24 protein-coding genes are annotated in these 21,931 nt (G+C 44.0%); 5 read left to right on the top strand and 19 right to left on the bottom strand.

Annotated features, from left to right (window positions below; genetic code table 11):
• A partial coding sequence (locus AB3112_RS00970; RefSeq protein ID WP_367333831.1) for an SDR family NAD(P)-dependent oxidoreductase occupies positions 1–693 on the bottom strand: 693 nt, incomplete at its 3' end.
• Between the two features lie 165 nt (positions 694–858).
• Between AB3112_RS00970 and tenA the strand changes: the two genes are divergently transcribed.
• Together tenA and AB3112_RS00960 are read left to right on the top strand one after the other, a co-directional pair.
• Positions 859–1,521 carry a thiaminase II gene (gene tenA, locus AB3112_RS00965; RefSeq protein WP_084973071.1) on the top strand — a complete coding sequence of 221 codons (663 nt, stop codon included), beginning with the start codon at positions 859–861 and terminating at the stop codon, positions 1,519–1,521.
• Between the two features lie 47 nt (positions 1,522–1,568).
• Positions 1,569–2,126 (top strand): RBBP9/YdeN family alpha/beta hydrolase, encoded by a 558-nt coding sequence (locus AB3112_RS00960; RefSeq protein WP_367333830.1) that lies wholly within the window; start codon positions 1,569–1,571, stop codon positions 2,124–2,126.
• 46 nt (positions 2,127–2,172) lie between these two features.
• Here the strand turns inward: AB3112_RS00960 and AB3112_RS00955 are convergent, their stop codons facing one another.
• Both AB3112_RS00955 and abc-f read right to left on the bottom strand, forming a co-directional pair.
• On the bottom strand, positions 2,173–2,880 hold the full coding sequence (locus tag AB3112_RS00955) for an acyltransferase (RefSeq protein WP_084973074.1): 708 nt from the start codon (positions 2,878–2,880) through the stop codon (positions 2,173–2,175).
• Positions 2,881–2,950: 70 nt separating this feature from the next.
• Positions 2,951–4,465, bottom strand: a complete 1,515-nt coding sequence (gene abc-f / locus AB3112_RS00950) for a ribosomal protection-like ABC-F family protein (protein ID WP_367333829.1) — start codon at positions 4,463–4,465, stop codon at positions 2,951–2,953.
• A 517-nt stretch (positions 4,466–4,982) separates the two neighbouring features.
• Between abc-f and AB3112_RS00945 the strand changes: the two genes are divergently transcribed.
• Entirely contained in the window at positions 4,983–5,171 is a 189-nt protein-coding gene (locus AB3112_RS00945) for a hypothetical protein (protein WP_057910017.1), read from the top strand.
• Between the two features lie 93 nt (positions 5,172–5,264).
• Here the strand turns inward: AB3112_RS00945 and AB3112_RS00940 are convergent, their stop codons facing one another.
• Together AB3112_RS00940 and AB3112_RS00935 are read right to left on the bottom strand one after the other, a co-directional pair.
• Positions 5,265–5,939 carry a DNA alkylation repair protein gene (locus AB3112_RS00940; RefSeq protein ID WP_084998043.1) on the bottom strand — a complete coding sequence of 225 codons (675 nt, stop codon included), beginning with the start codon at positions 5,937–5,939 and terminating at the stop codon, positions 5,265–5,267.
• A gap of 20 nt (positions 5,940–5,959) precedes the next feature.
• Positions 5,960–6,883, bottom strand: coding sequence for a permease (locus AB3112_RS00935; protein WP_084973080.1), 924 nt, complete (start codon positions 6,881–6,883; stop codon positions 5,960–5,962).
• Positions 6,884–6,932: 49 nt separating this feature from the next.
• On the opposite strand from AB3112_RS00935, the gene AB3112_RS00930 reads away from it, so the two are divergent.
• Positions 6,933–7,481 (top strand): GNAT family N-acetyltransferase, encoded by a 549-nt coding sequence (locus tag AB3112_RS00930; RefSeq protein ID WP_084973082.1) that lies wholly within the window; start codon positions 6,933–6,935, stop codon positions 7,479–7,481.
• Here the strand turns inward: AB3112_RS00930 and AB3112_RS00925 are convergent.
• From AB3112_RS00925 to AB3112_RS00885, 9 genes are all read right to left on the bottom strand, one after another.
• A complete protein-coding gene (locus AB3112_RS00925; RefSeq protein WP_084973084.1) occupies positions 7,467–8,120 on the bottom strand; it encodes a YoaK family protein in 654 nt (217 codons plus the stop codon). The genes AB3112_RS00930 and AB3112_RS00925 overlap by 15 nt on opposite strands.
• Positions 8,121–8,205: 85 nt before the next feature.
• Positions 8,206–8,901, bottom strand: a complete 696-nt coding sequence (locus AB3112_RS00920) for a metallophosphoesterase (protein WP_239822829.1) — start codon at positions 8,899–8,901, stop codon at positions 8,206–8,208.
• Between the two features lie 17 nt (positions 8,902–8,918).
• Positions 8,919–9,065, bottom strand: coding sequence for a hypothetical protein (locus AB3112_RS00915; RefSeq protein WP_239823016.1), 147 nt, complete (start codon positions 9,063–9,065; stop codon positions 8,919–8,921).
• Between the two features lie 196 nt (positions 9,066–9,261).
• The gene (locus AB3112_RS00910) at positions 9,262–10,569 is read right to left on the bottom strand and encodes a D-alanyl-D-alanine carboxypeptidase family protein (RefSeq protein WP_239822962.1); all 1,308 of its coding nucleotides are present in this window, start codon (positions 10,567–10,569) and stop codon (positions 9,262–9,264) included.
• Between the two features lie 98 nt (positions 10,570–10,667).
• Positions 10,668–11,402, bottom strand: a complete 735-nt coding sequence (locus tag AB3112_RS00905) for a glycosyltransferase family A protein (RefSeq protein WP_084998045.1) — start codon at positions 11,400–11,402, stop codon at positions 10,668–10,670.
• Positions 11,403–11,659: 257 nt separating this feature from the next.
• On the bottom strand, positions 11,660–12,388 hold the full coding sequence (locus AB3112_RS00900) for an L-ribulose-5-phosphate 4-epimerase (RefSeq protein ID WP_084973086.1): 729 nt from the start codon (positions 12,386–12,388) through the stop codon (positions 11,660–11,662).
• A 21-nt stretch (positions 12,389–12,409) separates the two neighbouring features.
• Entirely contained in the window at positions 12,410–14,017 is a 1,608-nt protein-coding gene (locus tag AB3112_RS00895) for a xylulokinase (RefSeq protein ID WP_367333828.1), read from the bottom strand.
• Positions 14,018–14,134: 117 nt separating this feature from the next.
• Complete coding sequence (locus AB3112_RS00890; protein ID WP_084973090.1) at positions 14,135–14,806, bottom strand: Crp/Fnr family transcriptional regulator; 672 nt, start codon at positions 14,804–14,806, stop codon at positions 14,135–14,137.
• 13 nt (positions 14,807–14,819) lie between these two features.
• Positions 14,820–15,461: a hypothetical protein gene (locus AB3112_RS00885; RefSeq protein WP_084973093.1), complete on the bottom strand. Its 642-nt coding sequence runs from the start codon at positions 15,459–15,461 to the stop codon at positions 14,820–14,822.
• A gap of 564 nt (positions 15,462–16,025) precedes the next feature.
• Here AB3112_RS00885 and AB3112_RS00880 point away from each other — a divergent pair.
• Positions 16,026–16,577: a LysM peptidoglycan-binding domain-containing protein gene (locus AB3112_RS00880; RefSeq protein ID WP_367333827.1), complete on the top strand. Its 552-nt coding sequence runs from the start codon at positions 16,026–16,028 to the stop codon at positions 16,575–16,577.
• Between the two features lie 217 nt (positions 16,578–16,794).
• Here the strand turns inward: AB3112_RS00880 and AB3112_RS00875 are convergent, their stop codons facing one another.
• The 5 genes from AB3112_RS00875 to AB3112_RS00855 all read right to left on the bottom strand — a co-directional run bounded on the left by AB3112_RS00875 (position 16,795) and on the right by AB3112_RS00855 (position 21,234).
• Complete coding sequence (locus tag AB3112_RS00875; RefSeq protein ID WP_239823086.1) at positions 16,795–17,049, bottom strand: hypothetical protein; 255 nt, start codon at positions 17,047–17,049, stop codon at positions 16,795–16,797.
• A gap of 8 nt (positions 17,050–17,057) precedes the next feature.
• The gene (locus tag AB3112_RS00870; protein ID WP_084973099.1) at positions 17,058–17,693 is read right to left on the bottom strand and encodes a TetR/AcrR family transcriptional regulator; all 636 of its coding nucleotides are present in this window, start codon (positions 17,691–17,693) and stop codon (positions 17,058–17,060) included.
• Between the two features lie 10 nt (positions 17,694–17,703).
• Positions 17,704–19,311 carry an ABC transporter permease gene (locus AB3112_RS00865; protein WP_367333826.1) on the bottom strand — a complete coding sequence of 536 codons (1,608 nt, stop codon included), beginning with the start codon at positions 19,309–19,311 and terminating at the stop codon, positions 17,704–17,706.
• Between the two features lies 1 nt (position 19,312).
• Entirely contained in the window at positions 19,313–20,233 is a 921-nt protein-coding gene (locus tag AB3112_RS00860) for an ABC transporter ATP-binding protein (protein ID WP_084998857.1), read from the bottom strand.
• A gap of 152 nt (positions 20,234–20,385) precedes the next feature.
• Positions 20,386–21,234, bottom strand: a complete 849-nt coding sequence (locus AB3112_RS00855; protein ID WP_084973394.1) for an aldo/keto reductase — start codon at positions 21,232–21,234, stop codon at positions 20,386–20,388.
• Positions 21,235–21,931 lie beyond the last annotated feature (697 nt).

Here is a 21,931-nt window from a genome sequence, read left to right as displayed (position 1 = left end):
GTCGCTGCCAAGATAGACACAAATTTCACCAATATCAACCGGTTCACCCATATGACCAACCGGAATGGTCTTGGTAAGTGCTTCTTCATAGCCTTTAGGGACGATATCAGTGGCAATCCAACCTGGGTGGACATTGTTAACCCGAATATCGAGTTTTTGCTGGGCCAAAGACAGGGCCGTGGCATGGGTTAGCAGACGGCTGCCACCTTTACTTGCAGAATAAGCCGGACTTAACGGCAAGCCAACCAATCCTGCGACAGAAGAAATATTAATGATTGATCCCTTACCGTTAGTGGTCTGCTTCATTGCCTTAATGCCGTACTTTTCACCAAGAAATGTGCCAGTCAAATTGACATCAATGACATTTTGCCAATCTTCGAGGCTGAGGTCGTCAAGTGGGCCATTGACGCCGCCAATACCGGCATTATTAACGACGATATCAACACGGCCAAATTTCTCAATTGCTTTTTGAGTCGTCTCCTGCCAGGATTTTTCATCGGCAACATTTTGCTGAACAAATAAGGCCTTATCATCGCCAAACTTTTCAACGGCTTTCTTCCCGCCTTCAACGTTATGGTTGGCGGTAATGACCACCTTGGCTCCCTCACGAATGTAGCATTCCGCAATCCCTAAGCCAATTCCTGCAACGCCCCCGGTGATAATTGCAACTTTGTCTTTTAATCGATCCATGATATGAACTCCCTTCAGGTTTAAATCTGTCACAAGTGTACCTGAAGAAAAATGGAATATCAATTGATTTGCTCACTATTTCACTTAAAAATATTGATTCGCTTATTTCCATCCATGGTAAAATTAATCAAACGCTGCTACTAAAGTACCAACAAGGAGTTTAGATCAATGACAAAAATCACCGACACGATGCGTCAACAAGCTAACCCATTGTGGGAAGCCAGCTTCAATCATCCCTTCATTGAACAACTTTCAACAGGCGCACTTTCCCCGCAAACCTTTCGTTATTACTTAAAACAAGATCGCTTTTATTTGGAAAACTTCGCTGCGCTTCATGGTAAAATCGCTGATCAAATCGACGATCCGGACATCAAGGCTTTTCTCTACGCCGGAGCTGAAGGTTTTAACGATAGCGAAAAGGAAGTTCGGAAAGAATTTTTCAGCGAATTAAAGATTACCCAAGAAGAAATTGACAAAACGCATATCGCCCCGACGGCGTATAGCTATGTGGCCCATATGTATCATGAATTAAATGAAGGGACCCCTGCCCGGGCCGCCGCGGCGCTGTTGCCGTGCTATTGGTTATACAACGAAATCGGCAAAAAGCTCATTCAATCAGGCTCACCAATTAAAATCTATCAGCGGTTCATTGAAACATATGAAAGTCCCGATTTTACAACGGCGACTGACAAGATGATTCAAATTGTCGATCAGCTTGCTGAAACCGCCGATCAAAAAGAACAACAAGAGATGATCCATGCGTTTGTTCGAAGCAGCTATTTTGAACTTCATTTTTGGGAAATGGCTTATCAACATCAAGAATGGTCATAAGCCATTGAACTCCCCCATTAGAAAATTCAGTTAAAGAAGGCTTTTAAATGACAACTTCACACATCTATATGTTTCACGGCTATACTTCCAACGGAAATGACCACTGGTTTCCCTGGTTGGAACAAAATATCGAATCAAATCACCACATTCCATTTAAAAAACTAAACTTTCCAGATTCCGATCATCCTGACGTCGATGCTTGGAACCAGTACTGTGATCAAAATATCAAAGCAGACGATGGCATCACGCTGGTCGGGCATAGTCTTGGCTGCATCCAAGTTCTCCATTATTTGGAGCAGCATGACATCAAAAACGTTAACGTCTTACTGATATCAGGCTTTGACGAGCCCATTTGGACGCTGCCGGAGCTTGATTCGTTCACGGAGCATCCTGTTGACTACACTTCCATTTTGCCTAAAATTCGCCAAGTAACTGTTATTTCGGCCATCGACGATGATAGTGTCCCTTATCCTTACACACTGACTTTAGCTAGACACCTTCATGCCAAATTCATCTTGATGCCGTCCGGTCATCATTTCACGGATACGGGAAAAGACAAGGTATTGCCAATTGCATTGACCGAACTGGAAAATCTGATTAAATAAAAAATCGTTTCGAAATCCACCAAGCGGACTTCGAAACGATTTTTAGTTAGTTTAAAACCTCTGATACCCGCCGCGCCAATACTCGTGTGTAATAGATATCACCGGTGAGATTCAGGTGGACGCGATCGCTGACATACCAGCCCTTGTGTCCTTTACTGGCTTTATACCAGTTAACCAGGTGGACGTTGGCATGCTTCTTGGCATTTTTAGCAATCATTCGATTCGTCGTATTTTGCCAATGCCTTGGAACCCGGGTGTTAATCCAAAAAATCTGTCGTTTCTTGCCAACCGTTTTCAATACGGCATTAATATCGTGTTGGGTTGGCGGGCCGTTAATTCCCAAGTTAATCACAATGTACTTTGCCAAATGGCCCTGGGCTTTTAACTTACGGACAATTCCCGGCAGTGAATAGAACTGCCGTCCGACCGATCCGCTAACGGCACTATGGTGAAAGACGCGTTTAACATCGGGCTTCACGTCCAGCATCACAGAATCCCCGATGGCAGTAATGTGAGTCTTAGAAGCCGTTCTTGTTTCTAATTTGGTCAATTTATAATGTCTGGCAATCTTTTTTTCACGTTTTGTCAGGTGAATCTTTGCTGCCTTTTTGGCGGTCTTAGACGTTCGGGTGGCCTCTTGGCGAGTATTTCCCTGAGAGACTTTACCGATACTGACCATTAAAATACCAACCGCACAGACCACGGCAAGACTGATCAATAATGACTTCTTCAATGAATGGGTTGATTTTTGCATCTGAACTCCTTTGTTAAATCTAACAACAATATCTCAAACATCTTATACCAAACCATCAAAGAAGTACACCTTAATTCGATTCAAATCGTTGAATTTTGAGTAACGGACCGGTTTTGACAGCCTCAATAAAGGCTTCATCGTGGTCGATGATCAGCATTGTTGGCTGATGCTTCAAGATGAGATCCTGAATCTGCTGGCGGGTAATGACATCGAGATAGTTCAACGGCTCATCCCAAATGTACAGATTTGCGGCTTCGGACAATGACCTGGCTAAAGAGATCTTCCGCTTTTGTCCCATACTTAAATCACCCAAATCCTCATCAAAGGCTGCCCGTTCAAGCCCCAATTTACGCAATGTATTTAAAAACGTATTTAATTCGATGCCAAATCGGTCCGCATATGCTTGAATGGACCCACACAACGTTTCAAAGTCCTGACTCAGATAAGAAATCTTGATACTGGGACTTTTTAAAATTGTCCCATTGACGATCAGATCACGCTGCCCCATCAGTGCCTTGAAAATTGTCGTCTTCCCCAATCCGTTGGCGCCAGATAAAACAAGGCGTTGTCCCCGTTTTAAATCAAAGCTCAGCGGCTGGTTTAAAATGCGCCCTTCCCGGCCAACTTGAATCTGGTTAACCTGCATTAGATGCACTTGATGCGGTTGTTCATCCTTCATCGTCAATGGAACCACGGTGTCAACGTTCTTCATTAACGCTTGCTTCTCATCAATAGCTGATTTTGTTCGTTTCAACGTATTTTGAGATCGCTTCATGGATTTAGCCGCCTTATGGCTTAAAAATCCTTTGTCCAACCTAGCATGTAAGTCTGATTTACGTCCCTTTTGTGTCTTTGCCTCAGCACGCTTCGCCCAGCCTTCAATTTGTTCAGCACTGGATTTGAGCCGCTTAATTTCTTGTTGGAGCTGTTGCTTTTCCTCGATTTCTGATTGTGTTTCCCGCTGATATTCTGCTGCCCAGGTATCATAGTTGCCGGCAAACAATTGAACTTTAGCCCGATCAATCGACAACACGTGGTCAATGACCTGATTGATAAAATGGCGGTCATGACTCACCACGATAAAGCCACGCTTGTGTTTCAAATAATCGGCAACCACCGCCCAGGCTTCGACGTCCAAATGATTGGTTGGTTCATCAATTAACTGAAAACTCCTGTCGTCGGTAAACAGGGCCGCCAAAAGCGCCTTGGTCTGTTCGCCGGGGCTAAGGGTATTGAAGGGCCGATTTAAGACCTGATCGCTTAGTCTCAATTGATCCATTTCGACTTGAATTCGCCATAACTCGCTTGATTCCAATCCAGCAATTGTTAAAAGAACGTCTTGCGTTTTCTGCCGTGGATCTGACACTCGCTGCGGAAAAGCCCTGAACCCCACAGTTGTATCAATTGTTCCCTGGTAATGTAACTTTCCTAATAAAAGCTTAAGAAACGTGGTTTTTCCACGTCCATTACGGCCGATGAGCCCAAGCTTCCAATTCTCATCGATATTGAGACTAAATTGATCAAATAACTTGTGAAGCATGCCATCATATTGAAAGGACAGCTTATTAATTTTGATAGTTCCCATAAATTCACCTCATTCTGACACGCAGAAAAAGGGGATCAGTGCATGAAAATAGCCCACATTGCGTGACCGCAAGTGAGCTATTCCAAATGGGTGCATTCAAGTTTATAAGGCCACCAAAAAAGTGTTCCTTATGAAGAAGTCCATTTAAATTGCAAAATCGCACAGAATAGCCCCTGTTTCTAAACAGTGAGTAACTAATATCTTCTGAATTAACGATTTGCAATCTTCAATGGCGACACATCCTTTTATAGTCGAATAATTTCAACGTCTATTTTGACATATTACTGATTTATTGTCCAGTCATCCTATTTTTTGACGAAAAGGCTCCCCGACATTTTAGTCAAAAATAAAACGTTTTAAATCTTAGAAAAAGGCTGTATTTACAGGTGATATACGTTACAATGAATGTGTAAAGAAAGCGCAAACAATTTACTGATTTTACACATTATGTCCGAATGATTTCACTGTTAATTGCTTGCGATTTTACAATCACTTAATAGTACGGGGGAGCGATCTTATGGATGAAAATTTGAAAATCACCGTGATTGGCTTGTTAACATTAGTATTTGGAACTGTGCTGGCTTCCGTTTTGGCTAGTCTTGGCATTACTAACATCATTCCCGGCTTGTTATCATTCCTTGTCGCAGCTATTATTGTAGTGACCGCATTTACATTCAGAGATCATCATTTGGCATCTAAACATTAATTTAGATGACGGATGCATTGAGGTTTCGTCAAAAGTGTCAGCTTTTGACGAAACCTCTTTTTGGTATTTCCAAATTATACAGTCGAACCGGGCTTAAAGTTTATCGTCGAAAAAATTCTCTTCCCAGTTTATTTCTTTTAGATATTTGCTGGCCTCTTTTTTGGCCAACTTCGACAAGTCGCGATTTTCGACAAACATCGATACCCAAAATGGATTGTATTTACTGTAATTGCGCAACGCCCAGCCAATCGCTTTTTGAATGAAAAATTCATCTGTATCAATATCATAGTCAATCGCAAGGGTGAGCAAATGCGTATCCAACGTTTCTTTTTCATGAAGCTGCAAAATAATTGAGATCCGACGCATCCACATGTTGGGATGTTGATAAAACAGATTAAAAACTGCCCCTTTTTGCTCCGAATGCAGCACAACGAATTTGCCATAAATTTTTCGCCAAGAATCAACCGTGTCCCACCAGGATTTACGCTGAATGTATTGGGTGAGCTCTTTTAAATCCGAATAGGTGAATCGGGTTATATTGGCATAAGCCACATCAATCGCAACGTATTGATATTCCCGTTCAACCCGATCATACAAATCAGCAATTAATGAATGAACGGATCGGATCGGCAGTTTCTTGGATTGCTGAATCAATGCTTTAGATTGGGCCTTTCGTTCCGGTGTTTGTAATCCCAAAAATTGAAATTGCTGCCGCATATATTTTTCCATGTCACCTTGCTTATCTGGGTTACCAATCATTTCAAACATGTCAAAATCCCTCCAACTTCTTATTTCACAACGTACCTTCGAACCTGAATCGGCTCCAGGTAATCATTCAGCCGCTCAAATAACATGACCAGCCAGCTAAAGGCCAGTAGAAACGCCAAATCAACTGCCAACAATGTCAGCAAAATTCTCAACACCAACAGCGGGCGGCTCTTGGGAAAGACGCGTTTAAGCGAGACAAATAAATAATCAACCAGTGCGATCAAAATCAAGCCGGAAAAGATCAGTACCAGATTGAATTCCCAAGCAGCATACGCCTTATTCGTTCCCAAAAAGCTCAAACTGTGTTTCCACCAATACAGATTCTGATTACTGATCATAGCTAAAATGACACCACTCACGATGACCGCGATGAAAATATTGGTCAGTAACCGAGATGACAATTGCGGCACAATGCTGTTAATCGCTTGAAGATCAATCAATGTAATTACAATGAACAGCGCCGTTGATGTCATCAAATCAAAAGTGGCGCCCTTAAACAACTGTCCGGCAATCCAAAATAGTCCTGCCATCACCATAAAGCTAATCAGCGTAAAGGCCAACGCAACCGTGGGAAAATTTCGCCATGAAATTGCCTCAATGACCGATCCGGACGTGCGTTTCAAGCGGATAAAGACCACTGAGAAGCTAATCAGACCACTTAACGTCGTCAGCATCAAAACCATGGTAGCAACTGATTCACTGCCGACGAGCGAGACCGAATAGATTTTGCGAGCCAAAAAATAACCAACAAACACGCAGGTCATCAAAATTGTGAGGACAATCATCCCCCAGCGCTGCTTTTTGGCTTCGACCGGCTTCGGGGATTGAATAATCAATTCATCCGTTCCCATATGTACTTCGACTTCTAAACCCGACCGGACTCCCAGCTGGGCTTTCAGGTCATCCGGTAATGCTAAAATATGTTTTTCTGCAACTCGTACCACTCCTCAAAAGGTTTATACTAATTTTAACAGTTTATACAGGAGGGATTCGATGTTTCTTGATAAAGTTGACGACCACGTTTCATTCAAACTACCAACAACCGCAGATGCAGCGGCCATGCTTGACCTGATTGACAACAACCGCCAGCAGCTTGGTGAATGGCTGCCGTGGGCCAAATCCATGATGGCAATCAGCGATGAAGAGAAATTCCTGGACTATGGGATTGAGAAGATGGCACAGGGTGACTTTTGGTTTGCAATTATCTTGGTTGACGATGAACCAGCTGGAATGATTGACCTCCACCAATTTAATCACAACCATCGCCATGCTGAAATCGGCTACTGGCTGGCACACCATTTCCAGGGACGTGGCATTGTAACCCGCAGTCTTTCCCATCTCGAACAACTCGCATTTTCCGAACTGGATCTAAATCGACTTGAAATCTTGGCCGACGTCCGTAATCAAAAAAGCCGCAACGTCGCAAAACGTTGTGGCTTCACTCAAGAAGGGGTTCTAAGAGAATCGGCATTCTATAACGGCGCCTACCACGATATGGCATTATATTCCAAATTAAAGTCCGAATCCTTATTTAGCAAATAAGATGGTGATCAGTAAAATCAGGGCGGCCACCAAAATCGACTGTCCGTGGAGATATTGAATCAAATAACCGTTTAATAATGCCCCAACAAAGAAAGCGCCGATGAGTGTTGCAATGTCACCGGCCTTTTTGAGTGCCTGCATATCGCCCTGAGCCACAAAATCCAGCAGGCTTTCTGACAATGTGCGGACATTTCCGGTCATCATCAACGGCGTAAATGGGGTGTTCTTTAAACGACGAAATTCTTGGAGCTGAGAAGCGGCGGCCAGCGCCAACAAGCCGGTCGTCAACAGAATCGAAACGTGTCCGGCAATGACGCTCACCACAACGAAAATCACAATTTCAAAGCTTAAAGTGAGCCGCTTTCGAGTCACGGCGCGTTCGCTTGGGTAATGGTATTGAACGACTCGGATAATGGCAACGCCAACCGCAAACATCACTAATGAGACCAACGCTTGGACGATGCTGCCATAGTCTCCTCTGCCGATTCGCAAACCCGTCAGGATTAAGTTTCCGGTTTGCAATCCGGCAAAGACGCCGCCATCTTGGATATAGGTGTATGAATCAAGCACACCAGCTGTCATGACTAGAAGCGCACCGCTCAACAAGCGCTCATATGGTCCAATTACCTGTTTTTCCATCCAGTTTTCCCCCTACACTTTTGAAGATAATTCTGTACTAGTTTACCTTCAAGAAGCTGCAGAGGCTAACAAAAGCACCTGGAATTTAATTCAGCACCCGGTTCATTTCGTTGTATAAAATACTGCGGTCCACGAATCCGGTATCGGCAACATCAAACGCCTTAATGGTATCCGTTCCCAATAGCAGTGAGCGAGTTTCAACGCCGATTTGCTGGTCGGTCAGGCTAATAATATTATAGCTGGTGCCGTCAGTGATGAAATGTCTGTGGGGGTTGGCACAGTTGATATGATAGGCAGTTGAATCCGCCGTCACGTTTAAGATGCCATTTTCCAAGAAGAGGTTTGCGTAATGGACATGCCCCGAAAAAATCGCTTTGACGTTGGTATCTTCAATCACGCGCCGGAGCTCCTTACCATTTTGCAGGATACTATATTTCATTTGTTCGAGCGGTGCGCCTAATAACGGGTGATGCATGAACAAAATCGCGGGTTTGGGCGAAGAGTGAAGTTCGGCACGTAACCATTCCATTTGGCGTTCATCAATGTAGCCTTGTTCCAAGTCGCCGCATTTCGTATCCAAGAAATAAAAGTCCCACTCATTGTTAGAAATGCTGTAATAGTATCGGGTTAGATAGGATTTTTGTAAATACCCCTGATAAAACGGTCGGGTTCGGTCATGATTACCAAGAATGACCCGAATCGGCGCATTGAATCGGCGCTCCTCTTGGTCAATCATGGTCTTAAAATCACGATAATCATTAGCGCTACCTTCGTGAATCAAGTCACCGGTAATCACGATTAGATCAGGATTGACCCCGTGGTATAAATGTCATCAAACACCTGCATTAATTTTAACAGTGTATCGACCCGCTGATTGTTGGCAGGTCTGGCGTTCTTCGGTGTTAAATGCGTATCAGAAATTTGACAAATTTTGTAATCAAACATGATTGATCCCTCCATCGCCTAAATTCAGTCATAACTGCAACAAAACTGGTGCTACCAGAAACGGATAATCGAGAATACCTTTAGGATAACAATTCATTGTAAAAGAACCATTACAGATGTGTATAAGTCATGTAAAACGGCATTAAAGAAATAAAAAAGCTGACGCCAAAACATCATGCGTCAGCTAAATTGAGGATTATGGTGTCATAAACTTCACAAAAGCGCCAAAAAATCTAAAAATAACGGCCAGGATGCCACCAACAAAGCCAAGGATTTCTTGAATCAGCGAGACTTTATGCTGGTGCTTATTTTTAGCCTGCTGCTTCGGCAATTGAAGGCTTCGATCCGCCTTCATCGGAATGACAGCTGAACTGGCATTATCTTTAAGTCTGACAATCGCATTTCCAATTGTGGCGCCTTTCTCAACCGGAAGCTTCGACTGGGTCTGAGTATAGTTCACAGCATGAGAACTCTCGGTGCCGACTTTTTGCCAAATAACCGCAGTTCGCTCCTCTGGTGTCGCCTTGATTCGATGACCATTGATTGTAAACGTGCGATCGGCCAGTGCGACCTTAGTTGGTTGGTACTTCCCATTGACCGCATTAATCAGCTTATTCATCGACGTATACAGCGTATTGCTATCAATGATGGTCGCAATTAAATGCCGGCCATCGTGCCAGTAAGTGACCGTAATACATAAACCGGCGTTTTCCGTGAAACCGGTTTTTAAGCCATCGACATGCGTACTTTTGTGGTAAAACGCCGAACCCGGTAACAATCGATTTGAATTAATGAGTACCTGGCTGCCGACTTTCATTGACGGCTGCTTACTCCACTTGGTAATCGTTGGAAATTCTTCTAATACATGAGTGGCAACCGTTGAAATTGCCTTGGCGCTTACCATATTCTGGGCTTTGGCAGTCGTGTGCGGCACCTGATAGTGATACTTACTCAAATCCGTATTATCAAGTCCGGAACTGCTGACAAACGTCGCCTGCAGATGCCACTTTTTGGCCTGCTGGTTCATCATTTTGACAAAGGTCGCATTGCTGCCACCGCCAACCAGATTCCCAAGGGCAATCGCGGACGAATTAGATGACGCAATCAAAGCCGCCTTGTACAAATCGCGAACGGTATACTGCTTAGATCGCTTAATGCGAAAGCCACCAACTTCATAACTCTTACTCATCTTACGTAATTCTGAATCAACCGGTACTTTTTGGTCCCAAGAGATTTGGTGATTATCAATTGCTTTTTTAGTAAGGTAAAGCGTCATTAATTTGGAGAGGCTGGCAATGGGTCGCTTGGTATTGCCATTTTTTTGATAAAGCACCTGCCCAGTTTTAGCATCCATCACGTAAGCTTCTTTAGCCTCAAACTTTTGCTGCTGGCCCTTGTTGGCACTTACTTGAATGACCATCAACATTAAAGTGGCCACAAATCCAGCCAGTGCGATAACCAATTGTTGCCAATGAACCCGGTGGTGTTTGGCCGCTGTTTGCAAGATTGCGCTCACCTCCAAAAATAATTTATTCAGACGAAATTATCGTACTCCAATCTGAATCAAATTTGGCCTTTCTTGGAAAAATCTTTAGATATTATTCAAGGTTGCATGCTTCTGCCCATCTTATCAATCCGTTGGCGGACCGCCTGCTCTTTACTGCGCATTTCCCACGTTGCCGAGTGAATAATGCTGTTGCTGCGGCTAACTTTGGTGTATAGGGCATCCGGATAATAGAGAATTTTATGCGCTGCCAATGTGTACTGGGCGGTAAAAAGCAGATCTTCGGCTAAATCCAACGTTTCATCAAATCGAAGCTGGTTATCCTGGATAATTTTCATCTTGAACCCCTTATTCCAGGTATAACCACCAAAGTCACCACCACGATGATTAATCGAGGCGTAGGCGTTTGTTTTTGAAATTTCAGTGAAGTCGTGGCGTCCTGATTGCCCGCCGCGCCATCCCCACGTGTAACCAACACCTACCAGGTCAACGGTCGGATCAGTAAATCCGGTTGCGATCACCTCAAGGTAGTTTGGTTCCAACAAGTCATCGCCATCGACAAAAACGATAATTTCACCTTTGGCGTGCTCGATCGCATAGTTTCGCGCCTTTGATACCCCTTGATGGGTGTCAAAATAGTGCGCATGAATCCGCGGGTCCGCTTGTTCAAATTGGGCGACCGTATCCGCGGTTTTGTCAGTGGACGCGTCGTCTACCAACCAAATTTCGAAGTTTTGATCAGTCTGATGTAGAATGCTTTCCAGTGTTTTGTTCAAATACGAGCCTAAATTATAGGTCGGAATCGAAATCGTAATCATTGGTAAATCAGCCATTGTAATCGCCTCCATGGTACTTTTCGGTGAGTATACGGCTGAAATTTCTTGGGGGCAACTGATTTGCCTGAAAATACATTCGACACTAACCACAAAAGGAATGCAAACTTGCCGACATCGTGCGGCACCTAGTCCTGTGGACGACGACCCTGTCCCCTACTGCATAAACAGAAAAGACCAACGATGAACAAACCCCGTTCATCGTTGGTCTTTTCTCTTTATGCTCCGGGATCACCCAGGGCTCGTCGCACACTTATTTATTCATGTTCCGCATGCGTCTTCGACTTGGCACTATTTTGACCATAGTAGGCGTTCTTACCATGCTTACGGTAGTAATGCTTGTCTAATAGATATTGTGGCACGTGGGTTTCATCCCGCGTTAATTGTAATGCGTGATAGCTGATTTCAGCTGAAACTTCCAATACCTTGGCGTTGTAAACAGCTTTGTCCGCTGTAGGGCCCCAGGCAAATGGTCCGTGTTGGCTGACCAATACTGCCGGAACAGCATCTGGATCAACGCCACGGCGTTCAAATTCGTCCACAATCACTTTACCAGTATTTAACTCATAAGCTTCTTCAATCTGCTTCTTCGTCAAAGCTGGGGCACATGGGATATCGCCATAGAATGTGTCGGCATGCGTCGTACTTACCGCTGGAATATCCATCTTAGCTGCCGCAAAGGAAACCGCCCAAGGTGAATGAGTATGGACAATCCCACCAATATTTGGGAAGTGATTGTACAAGTACGTATGGGTTGGCGTATCTGATGAAGGGTTCATGTCGCCTTCAACAACTTTTCCGTCCAAATCTACAACCACCATATCTGATGGCTTTAACTTGTCATATTCCACACCGGAAGGCTTGATAACGAATAAGCCCTTGTCACGGTCAATTGCGGAAACATTTCCCCAAGTGAAAGTGACCAAATCCAATTGTGGTAAGCGCATATTTGCTTCATATACTTCTTGTTTGAGATCTTCTAACATTAATTTTCAGCCTCCAACTGTTTACTTCATTTTCATTGATTTAACGGCTTCGGCTTCTACAGGCAATGCTGCCTTGTAGTTGTCGATGAACTTGTCATAGCCTTGAACGCTGGCATCTTCAGGATACAAAGTTGCCTTGGTTGAATCTTTAAAGACACGGTTCTCAAGGTAATCCTCCAATGCTTCACCATTTTCACGGTTTACACAGAAGAGTGCCAAAACAGCCATTCCCCAAGGACCACCCTCACCGGCATTTTCCATTACAGAAATTGGGGTGTTGAGTGCATCGGCCAAAACTTGTTGAGCCACAACCGGTGTCTTGAAAATCCCACCTTGCGCAACCAGCACGTTGGTCTTGATGTGTTCTTCTCGAAGCAGGATATCCATCCCGATCTTCAGAGGGGCAAATGCTGAGTAAATTTGAGTCTTAATGAAGTTAGCCAAATTCAACTTGCTGTCTGGCTTGCGGACAAACAATGGACGTCCTTCAGGCATTCTTGTGATGTTTTCCCCTGAAAGATAGGCGTAGTTAACCAACCCGCCGGCATCCTGGTCACCTTTAACGGATTCGGAGAACAAAGCGCCGTACAAATCATCCGGCTTCAATTGAAGACCAAGGGCTTTTGCGAATTCACCAAACATGCCAACCCAGGCATTAATATCCGAAGAACTGTTGTTGGTATGCACCATGGCAACTGGTGCACCATCTGGTGTCGTTACCATATCAATATCTCGGTGAACTGCCTTTAAAGGTGCATCCAAGACAACCATTGAGAAAGCAGAAGTTCCGGCAGAAATATTACCAGTCCGTTTCTTAACACTGTTGGTTGAAACCATTCCAGTTCCTGCATCCCCTTCAGGTGGGGCAATCAATGAACCAGCTTGTAAAGTACCGCTTTGATCCAACAATTTGGCACCATCAGCGGTTAACTCGCCAGCCTTCTCACCAGCAGGCAAGACTTCCGGCAAAATATCCTTGAAGTTCCAAGGGTATTTTTGAACTTCCGGTAATGAGCTGAATTTGTCAGCCATTTCCTGATTGTAATTAACTGTGGCTTCATCGATTGGGAACACACCTGATGCATCACCGACTCCAAGAACCTTCTCACCAGATAACTTCCAAGTCACATAGCCGGCCAAAGTGGTGATGAAGTCGATATCCTTAACGTGCTTTTCGTCATTAAGAATTGCTTGATATAGATGCGCAATGCTCCACCGTTCTGGAATATTGAAGTCAAACAACTTGGTCAATGCTTCAGCAGCATCACCAGTAATATTATTTCTCCAAGTTCTAAATGGTACTAAAAGTTCATCGTTTTTATCAAATGCCATGTACCCATGCATCATGGCACTGACACCAATTGAACCAATATTTTTAATATCAACACCATATTTGTCATGAACCTGTAGTGCAAGGGTCGCATAACTTGTCTGAATCCCATCCCAAACTTTTTCGATTGGGTATGTCCAGATGCCATCACTTAATTCGTTTTCCCAAAGATAATCTCCAGATGCAACCGTCTGGAAATCGTCGGTAACCAAGACAGCCTTAATTCGGGTTGATCCAAGTTCGATCCCCAACGAAATGTTTCCGCTTACAATTTCATTCCGTACTCGACTTTCGTCCATTGTTTTTTCCTCCACGTCACTACGTTTAGTTTTCGTTTACCCCCTAATTGTAAAATATTCGTACGTATAAATCAATCACTTTCGAAATTTGTAGAATAAATATTTTTAAAAAAGTAATTAAACCAGCATCGATAGGCCGTCCTCATCCAAAATACGGACTTTGGATCCGGAGACGTCAACCAAATCTTCTGCAGCTAATTGTTTAAATGTCCGACTGATCGTTTCGGGAGTCGTCCCCAAAAATGTGGCGATATCTTTTTTCTTCAATGGCAGCTTAAACGGATTTTCTTTAAGTCCGGCACTGGTTTCAAGCAGATATTTTGCCAATTTGCCGGCCATATCAGAGGTCGATGAAATCGTTTTTTCTTCTTGCATGTTATTGATTTGTTGGCTCAGCGTCTGCAGAAGACTGACAGATAATTCCGGACTCTTTTGGAGCAGCTTTTGAAAGGCCCCCTGCTCGATCTGGCAAACGTTGGAATCCACCAGAGCGGTTGCAGTCACGTTTCGTTGATCCCCGTTAAACAGGGCAGCTTCTCCGTCGAAGTCACCGGGTTGAAGAACCTTCAATAATTGTTCTTTCCCGTTAGCAGCTACCTGTGAAATTTTGACCTGACCGGCTTCCAGAATCATAAAATGCCCAACGGTATCGCCGGCAAGGTAAATAATGGTTCCCTTTGGATAGTCGTGTTGAACAACCAATTTGGCAACCTCGGTCTTTTGATCTTCTGGTAGGGAATGAAACATCGGTACTAAGTTGACGCACTCTAAAGCTTGTTGTAAATCCATCGTTTCCACCTCATTATTCGTTCAGTAACTGGTCAAACCATTGCCTGGTTCCGTCATCGGACGCCGTGTTGATATCAAATCCAAATGGTGCAAAGATATCTGCTACCTTTTCCCAATCAATAAGCCCCCCGGACGTCAAACTATCATTTAATGCATCCATTTTTTCCATGGTCATCTCTTTAAAGATATTCGGATTATCTTTTGAAATAAAAATCAGCATGTTGGCGTCCAACTGTCGGAGAACAACCTCTTGAATATGACTCCCCGGATAAATTTGAATTCGTTGCGCCAAGGGAACGGCTGGAATTTCACGCCGGAGAAAGTGCTCAATCTCTGGCCAGTTTGCGACTAGCCGTTCATAAAATTTAAACGGCACATGAACGTTAACTTCCTTTAATGTTTGCGTTAAGACGCTATCTAAATCCCAGACACCAGCAGGCGGATTATCCCGTAACAGTTCCTGCAAAAATCGTTGAACCGTTTGCTTGTCGACACCGGTTAACCGTTTCTTAAGTGTCAGTCCATATCGAACCAAGACAAAATTTTCAAAGTCTTCCGGCTTGATTGTGCGACCCGTGTCGGTGTGCATCTGTTTTCTAATTGCCTTAATTTGTTTGAGTCGTTTTGATTTGGCGAACCTGCCCTGTTTGACCATAAATTATGTCACCGCTCACTTTTCTTATTATTAATCTTCTTCACTTATTATAACGATCAATCGCGGTTTCTCCTAACATGAGTGTTTAAGTGGCCGTGAAAGAGTGAATTCACCACTTTTCTAATCTGTAAAGGAAATAATGGGCTCCAGCCACCATTTACACAACTTTTACATTCATTTAATGGGAAAGGGACTCCTTTAACTTTAACAAGTTTGTAACAACCTGCTCGAATGGTACCCGTATCATGGAACGCCATTGTCACACTTTTGTCTTATTTGTAAACGCGGTTGACGGTCGAGTGAGATCTGATATTATATTTGCGTGATTGATTTATGCGGCGTTCACTTCAGTTAATCAATCATCTTCCAAAATCATTTTCAAAGCATCCAGAAGTGTTCCGGAACACTTATTTTAATTCAAGCATTCATCAGATTTTTGGAAGTCAGGTTTTCGTTTCAACTGTGAACGTAATTCTAGAAACAGTAATCTAAAAGGTGGTTATTACAATCAAAAAGAGTCTATTAACATTATCCGTAGTTGCAGGTGTCTTAGGATTCAGTGGCGTGGCTGCAAGCGCAAGCACTTATACCGTTCAGTCGGGAGACACGCTGGCTGAAATCGCTGCGAAACACAATGACAGTGTCGACGGAATCGCAAAGCGCAATAAATTAACCGACAAGAACCTCATTTTAGTCGGTCAAAAGCTCGAAATTGGAAAGAATGCCAAGGCATCAACGTCCAAAGCCAACAAAAAACACTTGAAGACGTCAACGTCAATTAAAAAGGGATCGGCTCACACTGCTGTAACATCCCAATCATCAAGTGACAGCAGTTCAACAACTGACGCAACAAGTAGCGCAACAACTACGCCAGAAGCATTCCAGTCACAAGGTGTGATTTACCAGGACGGTAAAAAGTGGACCTACTATACGGGTGCCGCATTTGCCGATGGAACGACAAATCACGGTGGCTATGATGCAGACGGCTACTTAATCGTCGCAGCCCCATCGGATGTTCCATTTGGAACCCATGTCCAAACACCATTAGGTGAAGGCGTGGTTCATGATCGCGGCACAGCGATTGTGGGAAATCATTATGATCTGGTAATGCCCTAGAGTGTGACGAGCAACGGGTTGGCACGGAGAACTAAGTTCGCTTTGAATTAAATCCTGGTTTGGGATTTAATTCAAAGTGGCTTAGATCGCAGTGCCATTTGCATCGGAACACGTTTTCAACTATCATAAGAGAAACCCAACCACAAACTAAGCAAATAAATGCAAACCAAAAACACCAGTATGCATGCAACTACATGTTGATACTGGTGTTTTTATATTAAATCAGTCTGACAAACAATAATACAAGTCCAATGATCCCAATCAACAAAAGTGCCATGACATAGCCGGTCAGGTCACCAAAATCAATAAAACTTCCCAAATACTTACCGACTATCCTTCTTGCTGCAATAGTCAATTTATCGCTTAGATCCTTTGTGAAGATTAGAATACTGAATATAGGTTGAAATACTTCTTTCAGAAAGCTAAGTAACTTATTCATGAAACCACTCTCTTTCGCTGGTAACGTTTTCAAAATCGTCGCTACCCAACAATTCCATTTTCAACCATATCCATATACTCCTTTATTTCATCGATAATGTCACCCATATCCTCCATCCGCTTCACTTCTGGGTGCTGCTCAAAATATTGTTGAATGTCCACCATGACCATTGCCAGTGTGTTCATCAGATATTTTTTGACATGATCCCGATTCAATCCCGGACGTAAAACCATTTTTTTGAGCATTGCGTTAATGACTTGATTTGACACAACGGTTTCCCATTTTGAGAAAATATCGAAAACTTGTTTGCGAACTTTTGGTGGAATCATTGAATCTTGGCTGTATACCCTGGTTAATAACGCAAACTCGCTTGGATATTGGTGCGACAGTTTTGTTTTGTATCGAGTGGCGTTAATAATCATGCTGACCAAGTCATCTGAATCCGTCCAGACGCTTAGATCAACCACGTCGATTAAGGTCTTCATTGCCATCTGCACCGCTGCTACATACAATTTCTTTTTATTGTCAAAATACCTAAAGACCGAGCCTTTGGAAACCCCCGCCTTCTCAGCGATTGTATCCGTGCTTGCCCGGTATCCGGCATCTCCAAATTCCTGAACCGCAGCGACCAAAATTGCCTTTTCCTTGTCAGGATCACGGGGTAATCGTTTTGCCATTTTTGTCCTCCTAACTTTCCAAGTCGCGGTTTTGATAACCGATGAATCCAATGGTAATCAGGACAATTGCAATCCCCAGCATCCACATTAACGGGGTGGCATTAATTGACTCGATTGGAACCTTTCGCGTCCAGTAAAACGGGGATAATTGAAGCGACCACTTTGGTAAATCCATCAGGTTTCCAAAGTATGTGATCATGAACGCCACACCCAGATATGCCCATACTAATGAGCGGATCTTCGGATAAATCCCGATAAAGGCCACCGTCAGTGACATAAACAGTATCACAGACGGGAAATTAGCAATGAACGTTTGCCAGTAATCGTTAAACGCGATTGGGTGTTTCATGACCACATTTCCTGCCGCCATGGCACTTAAAAGGGCGACCATTAAGACCACTGCCGCGACGATCAGCCCAAACATGACGTAGGTCGCTAATAAATACCCACGGCTTTGCGGCTTCGTGAGAACCATCTGTAAGTAGCAACGGCGTTCTTCCGTGACCAAATGGGTGACAATCATCATTCCGGCAATCACCGCTAACAAGCTGAAGATAATCCCCAACAAACCGACAAATGAGAGCACCTGCAGCTTTTCAATGTGTTGAACGCCACTTTGACCGAGGACCTTTTGAATCGTCGGTGACGTGTTAAAAATCTTACCAATACTATTGAACACCGATCCATAACTGGCGCCCAGAACAGCCATCCCAACAATCCAAAAAATCGTCATTGACTTTTGATTCCAAAGTAGAAGTGTGGCCGGCCCTCGAAGAAAATGACTTCGCCGATTACCCGGATTAACGTGAATCACACCGGCATCAATGTCTCGTCTGCTATTTAATGCGATTGCAATCAGAAACGCGACTACCCCAAGTGCGATTAGCAATAAGACCGGAAACCAGTTGTTATGTCGATAGATCTGAGTTTTCTCCAACCAGCCCAACGGTGAAATCCAGGCGTACTTTGGGTTGGAAACGTCCGTCACCATCCGAATCAGATAAGCAATCCCTAGAAATGCATAATTGTACATCGCGACGCTATGACTATCCGCTACCAACTGAGAAAAGATTAACGAAATCATTCCGAATGCCCAGCCGACAGCGGCAATCGCTACAGCTGCCAACCAGGTCCCATTGACATCACTTCCCGGCATATCAGCAATTAACGTGCCGAACCCAGTGATCAACACGAAGCCGACATTTGCGATCAGCAATTCAAGTGTCGCCGCCAGGATTGGTGCCAAACGCCCCACCGGGTGGCCACCAAGAATTATTTCGGTTAGTCCTGACTCTTCTTGCCCCCGGCTGGCGCCAACCGCCAAAGTATAATTAAAGATGATAATAAACAGTCCCCAGAAAACCGCCATCTCCGAGGCAAAAATCAACGCCGTCGTTAAATGACCGCTGGGAACATTCCCAACCAGTGCGACCATCGCTTTGGATCGCAAAGTCGACCCAATTGCCGCAATTTGTTTCGGGGTGCCATAGATGCTGTCGAATTTGGCCGCCACTGCCACAAAGACCCCTGCCAAAACGACCAGCCAGCCGGTAATCTTAAACCAATCACGCTTTAAATTAGCCTTTAGTAACGCTAAGGTTTGTGTGTACTGTTCCATCTTACTCACCTGCTTTTTGGTCATCATCAGAATGGTAATAACGTAGAAACAGATCTTCCAGCGTCGGCGGCGTGGTCTTCAGTTGCACAATGGTCTGTGCAGTCAACAAGGCCATCACGGACCCAATTTGGTCGGAATCCACGGTAAATTCAGCCATGGTGTGCTGGTCATTTTTGAAATTCAACTGGTGCACACCTGAAGCTTGGTCAAGGCCATCCAGTGGCGAAGTCGTTTTGACTGCGACCACATTTCGCGTTAAATGTTGCATCGATTCAAGCGAGCCGGTCTCAATGACTTTTCCTTCCCGAATAATGGAAATCGTATCGCACATTTTTTCGACTTCGGATAAAATATGACTCGAAAGCAGAACACTTTTACCAGCATCTTTCAGTGCGGCAACCTGTTGTTGGAAGATGAGCTCGTTCAGCGGATCCAGCCCAGAAGTTGGCTCATCAAATATATAGAGGTCAACATCGGTTGAAAACGCCGCAATCAGTGCGACCTTTTGCCGGTTACCTTTGGAATACGTCCGATTTTTCTTACTGGTATCCAACTTAAAGGCCTTGATTAATTCATCGGTCTTGGTGGTGTGCTGCTGTTTTGACATGTGAAGCAACATATCAATCGTCTGCCCACCAGTCAGATTTGGCCAGAGGTAAACGTCGCCTGGAACATAAGCCAAATTTTTGTGGATCTTAACCGAATCTTTCCAAGCATCTTCGCCAAATACAGTGGCCGAACCGCTGGACTCCTTAATCAACCCGAGAATCACGCGAATCGTGGTCGATTTTCCAGCCCCATTTGGTCCGATAAATCCAAGCACTTCGCCACTATGAAGCTGAAGATTAACATCTTTTAGGGCCGCCACTTTTCCAAATGATTTTTTGAGCCCCTGAACATCCAAAACTAATTGATTTTCCATCATGCCCACTCCTTTCGAGTAGCCAACTAACCTGTTAATTCAAAATTCACCCTGAGTATAGCATAAATGACTGAACAGTCAATAACCAAGCAGTCATTATTGGAAAATAAAAAATCAGGAGCTTACAACTCCTGATATAAGTGGGTTTAATTTTACTTTTGAATATCTGGAACCTGTTCGATTTCATTGCCATAACGCCCATTTGGATTATGCCAAGTAAAGTCGTCATACCATAGATCCCGTTTGTTTTCATCTAATTGATTAATGCGTTGAACGTCTTCAGCACTCAGCGTAAAGTCAAAGATGTCACTGTTTTCGACAATTCGCTTCTCATGAACTGATTTTACAACCGTGATGATGTCTCTTTGCCATTCCCAACGTAAAATAATTTGGGCAGCTGTTCTGCTATACTTCTTTGCCAATTCATCAATCACTGGGTTCTTTAACGCTTTACCAGCCCCAAGTGGTGACCAGGCTTCCAGTTGAATACCATGGCTGCTGTCAAAGTTCAAAATTTCTTTTTCTTGTTGTGTTGGGTTGAATTCCATTTGGTTAACAGCAGGAACGATTTCTGATTCTTCCAGCAGTTTGCTCATGCGATCGTTATCGAAGTTTGAAACCCCGATCGCACGGACTTTACCTTCTTTGTAGAGGCGCTCCAATGCGTGATAACTTTCCATGTAGGTCGCGTCAACCGGCCAGTGGATTAAATACAAATCAATATAATCAAGGCCGAGATCAGATAATTGCTTATCCAAAACTTTGGAAACCTTGTCGTAATCGCCTTGTTCACCGTTGTAAAGCTTGGTGGTAACAAACAGGTCCTCACGCTTCAGGCCTTCTTGCTTCATGCCCTCGCGAATACCTGCTCCGGTACCGGGCTCATTGCCATATTCACGGGCAGTATCAATGGCCCGATAGCCGTGTTTGATGGCTGTGATGACCGCGTCACGCGAATCATTATTACTGGTTTTCCAAACGCCGAGACCCAGGCGTGGCATCTCGACACCATTATTTAATTTAATCGTTGATTGTAATCCGTCCAATAAAAAACATCTCCAATCTTTAATGTTGGTACCCTTTAAGCATAACATATCGATTGTCGGGAATGAAAATGATCAGCTAGAAGTTTTTTGCGGGTGGGCAGTGCGTGGAGTGCGATGAGAATCGTTCATCATTGCCGACTGCTCCTTGGATTGATTTCCCCTGCTATATTGAACACCATCGTACAAATTGGTTTCGTCTGTTTGGATACTTCCAGGTAATGGCAGCTGTTGAAATGCGCTCCGACGACCGCAAACGTAGTGCAGTGTCTAGCCTTCTTGGCGACGACCCAGGCCCCTGCTACGTAGTGAAGGAAAACCGCCGATGAACAAGAAACGTTCATCAACGGTTTTCCTTCGCTTTCGGGTCCAATTTTATGTTGAGATCAGTTCTACAAATTAGTTTCGTCTGTTTGGTTACTTTCAGGTGATGGCGGTTTTTGAGCTATGCTCCGACGACCGCAAACGTAGTGCAGCGTCTAGCCTCTTGGCGACGACCCAGGGCCCTACTGTACAAGAAAAAGCCGACAACGATGAACAAGAACCGTTCATCATTGCCGACTTCTCCTTTTACTCCGGGCCCAAACAGGTCTCGTCGCACACTTTTACTGAAATTGCATTCCGCCATCCACAATCAGCGTCTGGCCCGTTACAT

This window comes from Lentilactobacillus sp. (assembly GCF_040773105.1).
Classification (GTDB): domain Bacteria; phylum Bacillota; class Bacilli; order Lactobacillales; family Lactobacillaceae; genus Lentilactobacillus; species Lentilactobacillus parabuchneri.
This window is presented reverse-complemented; position numbering and strand designations above follow the sequence as displayed.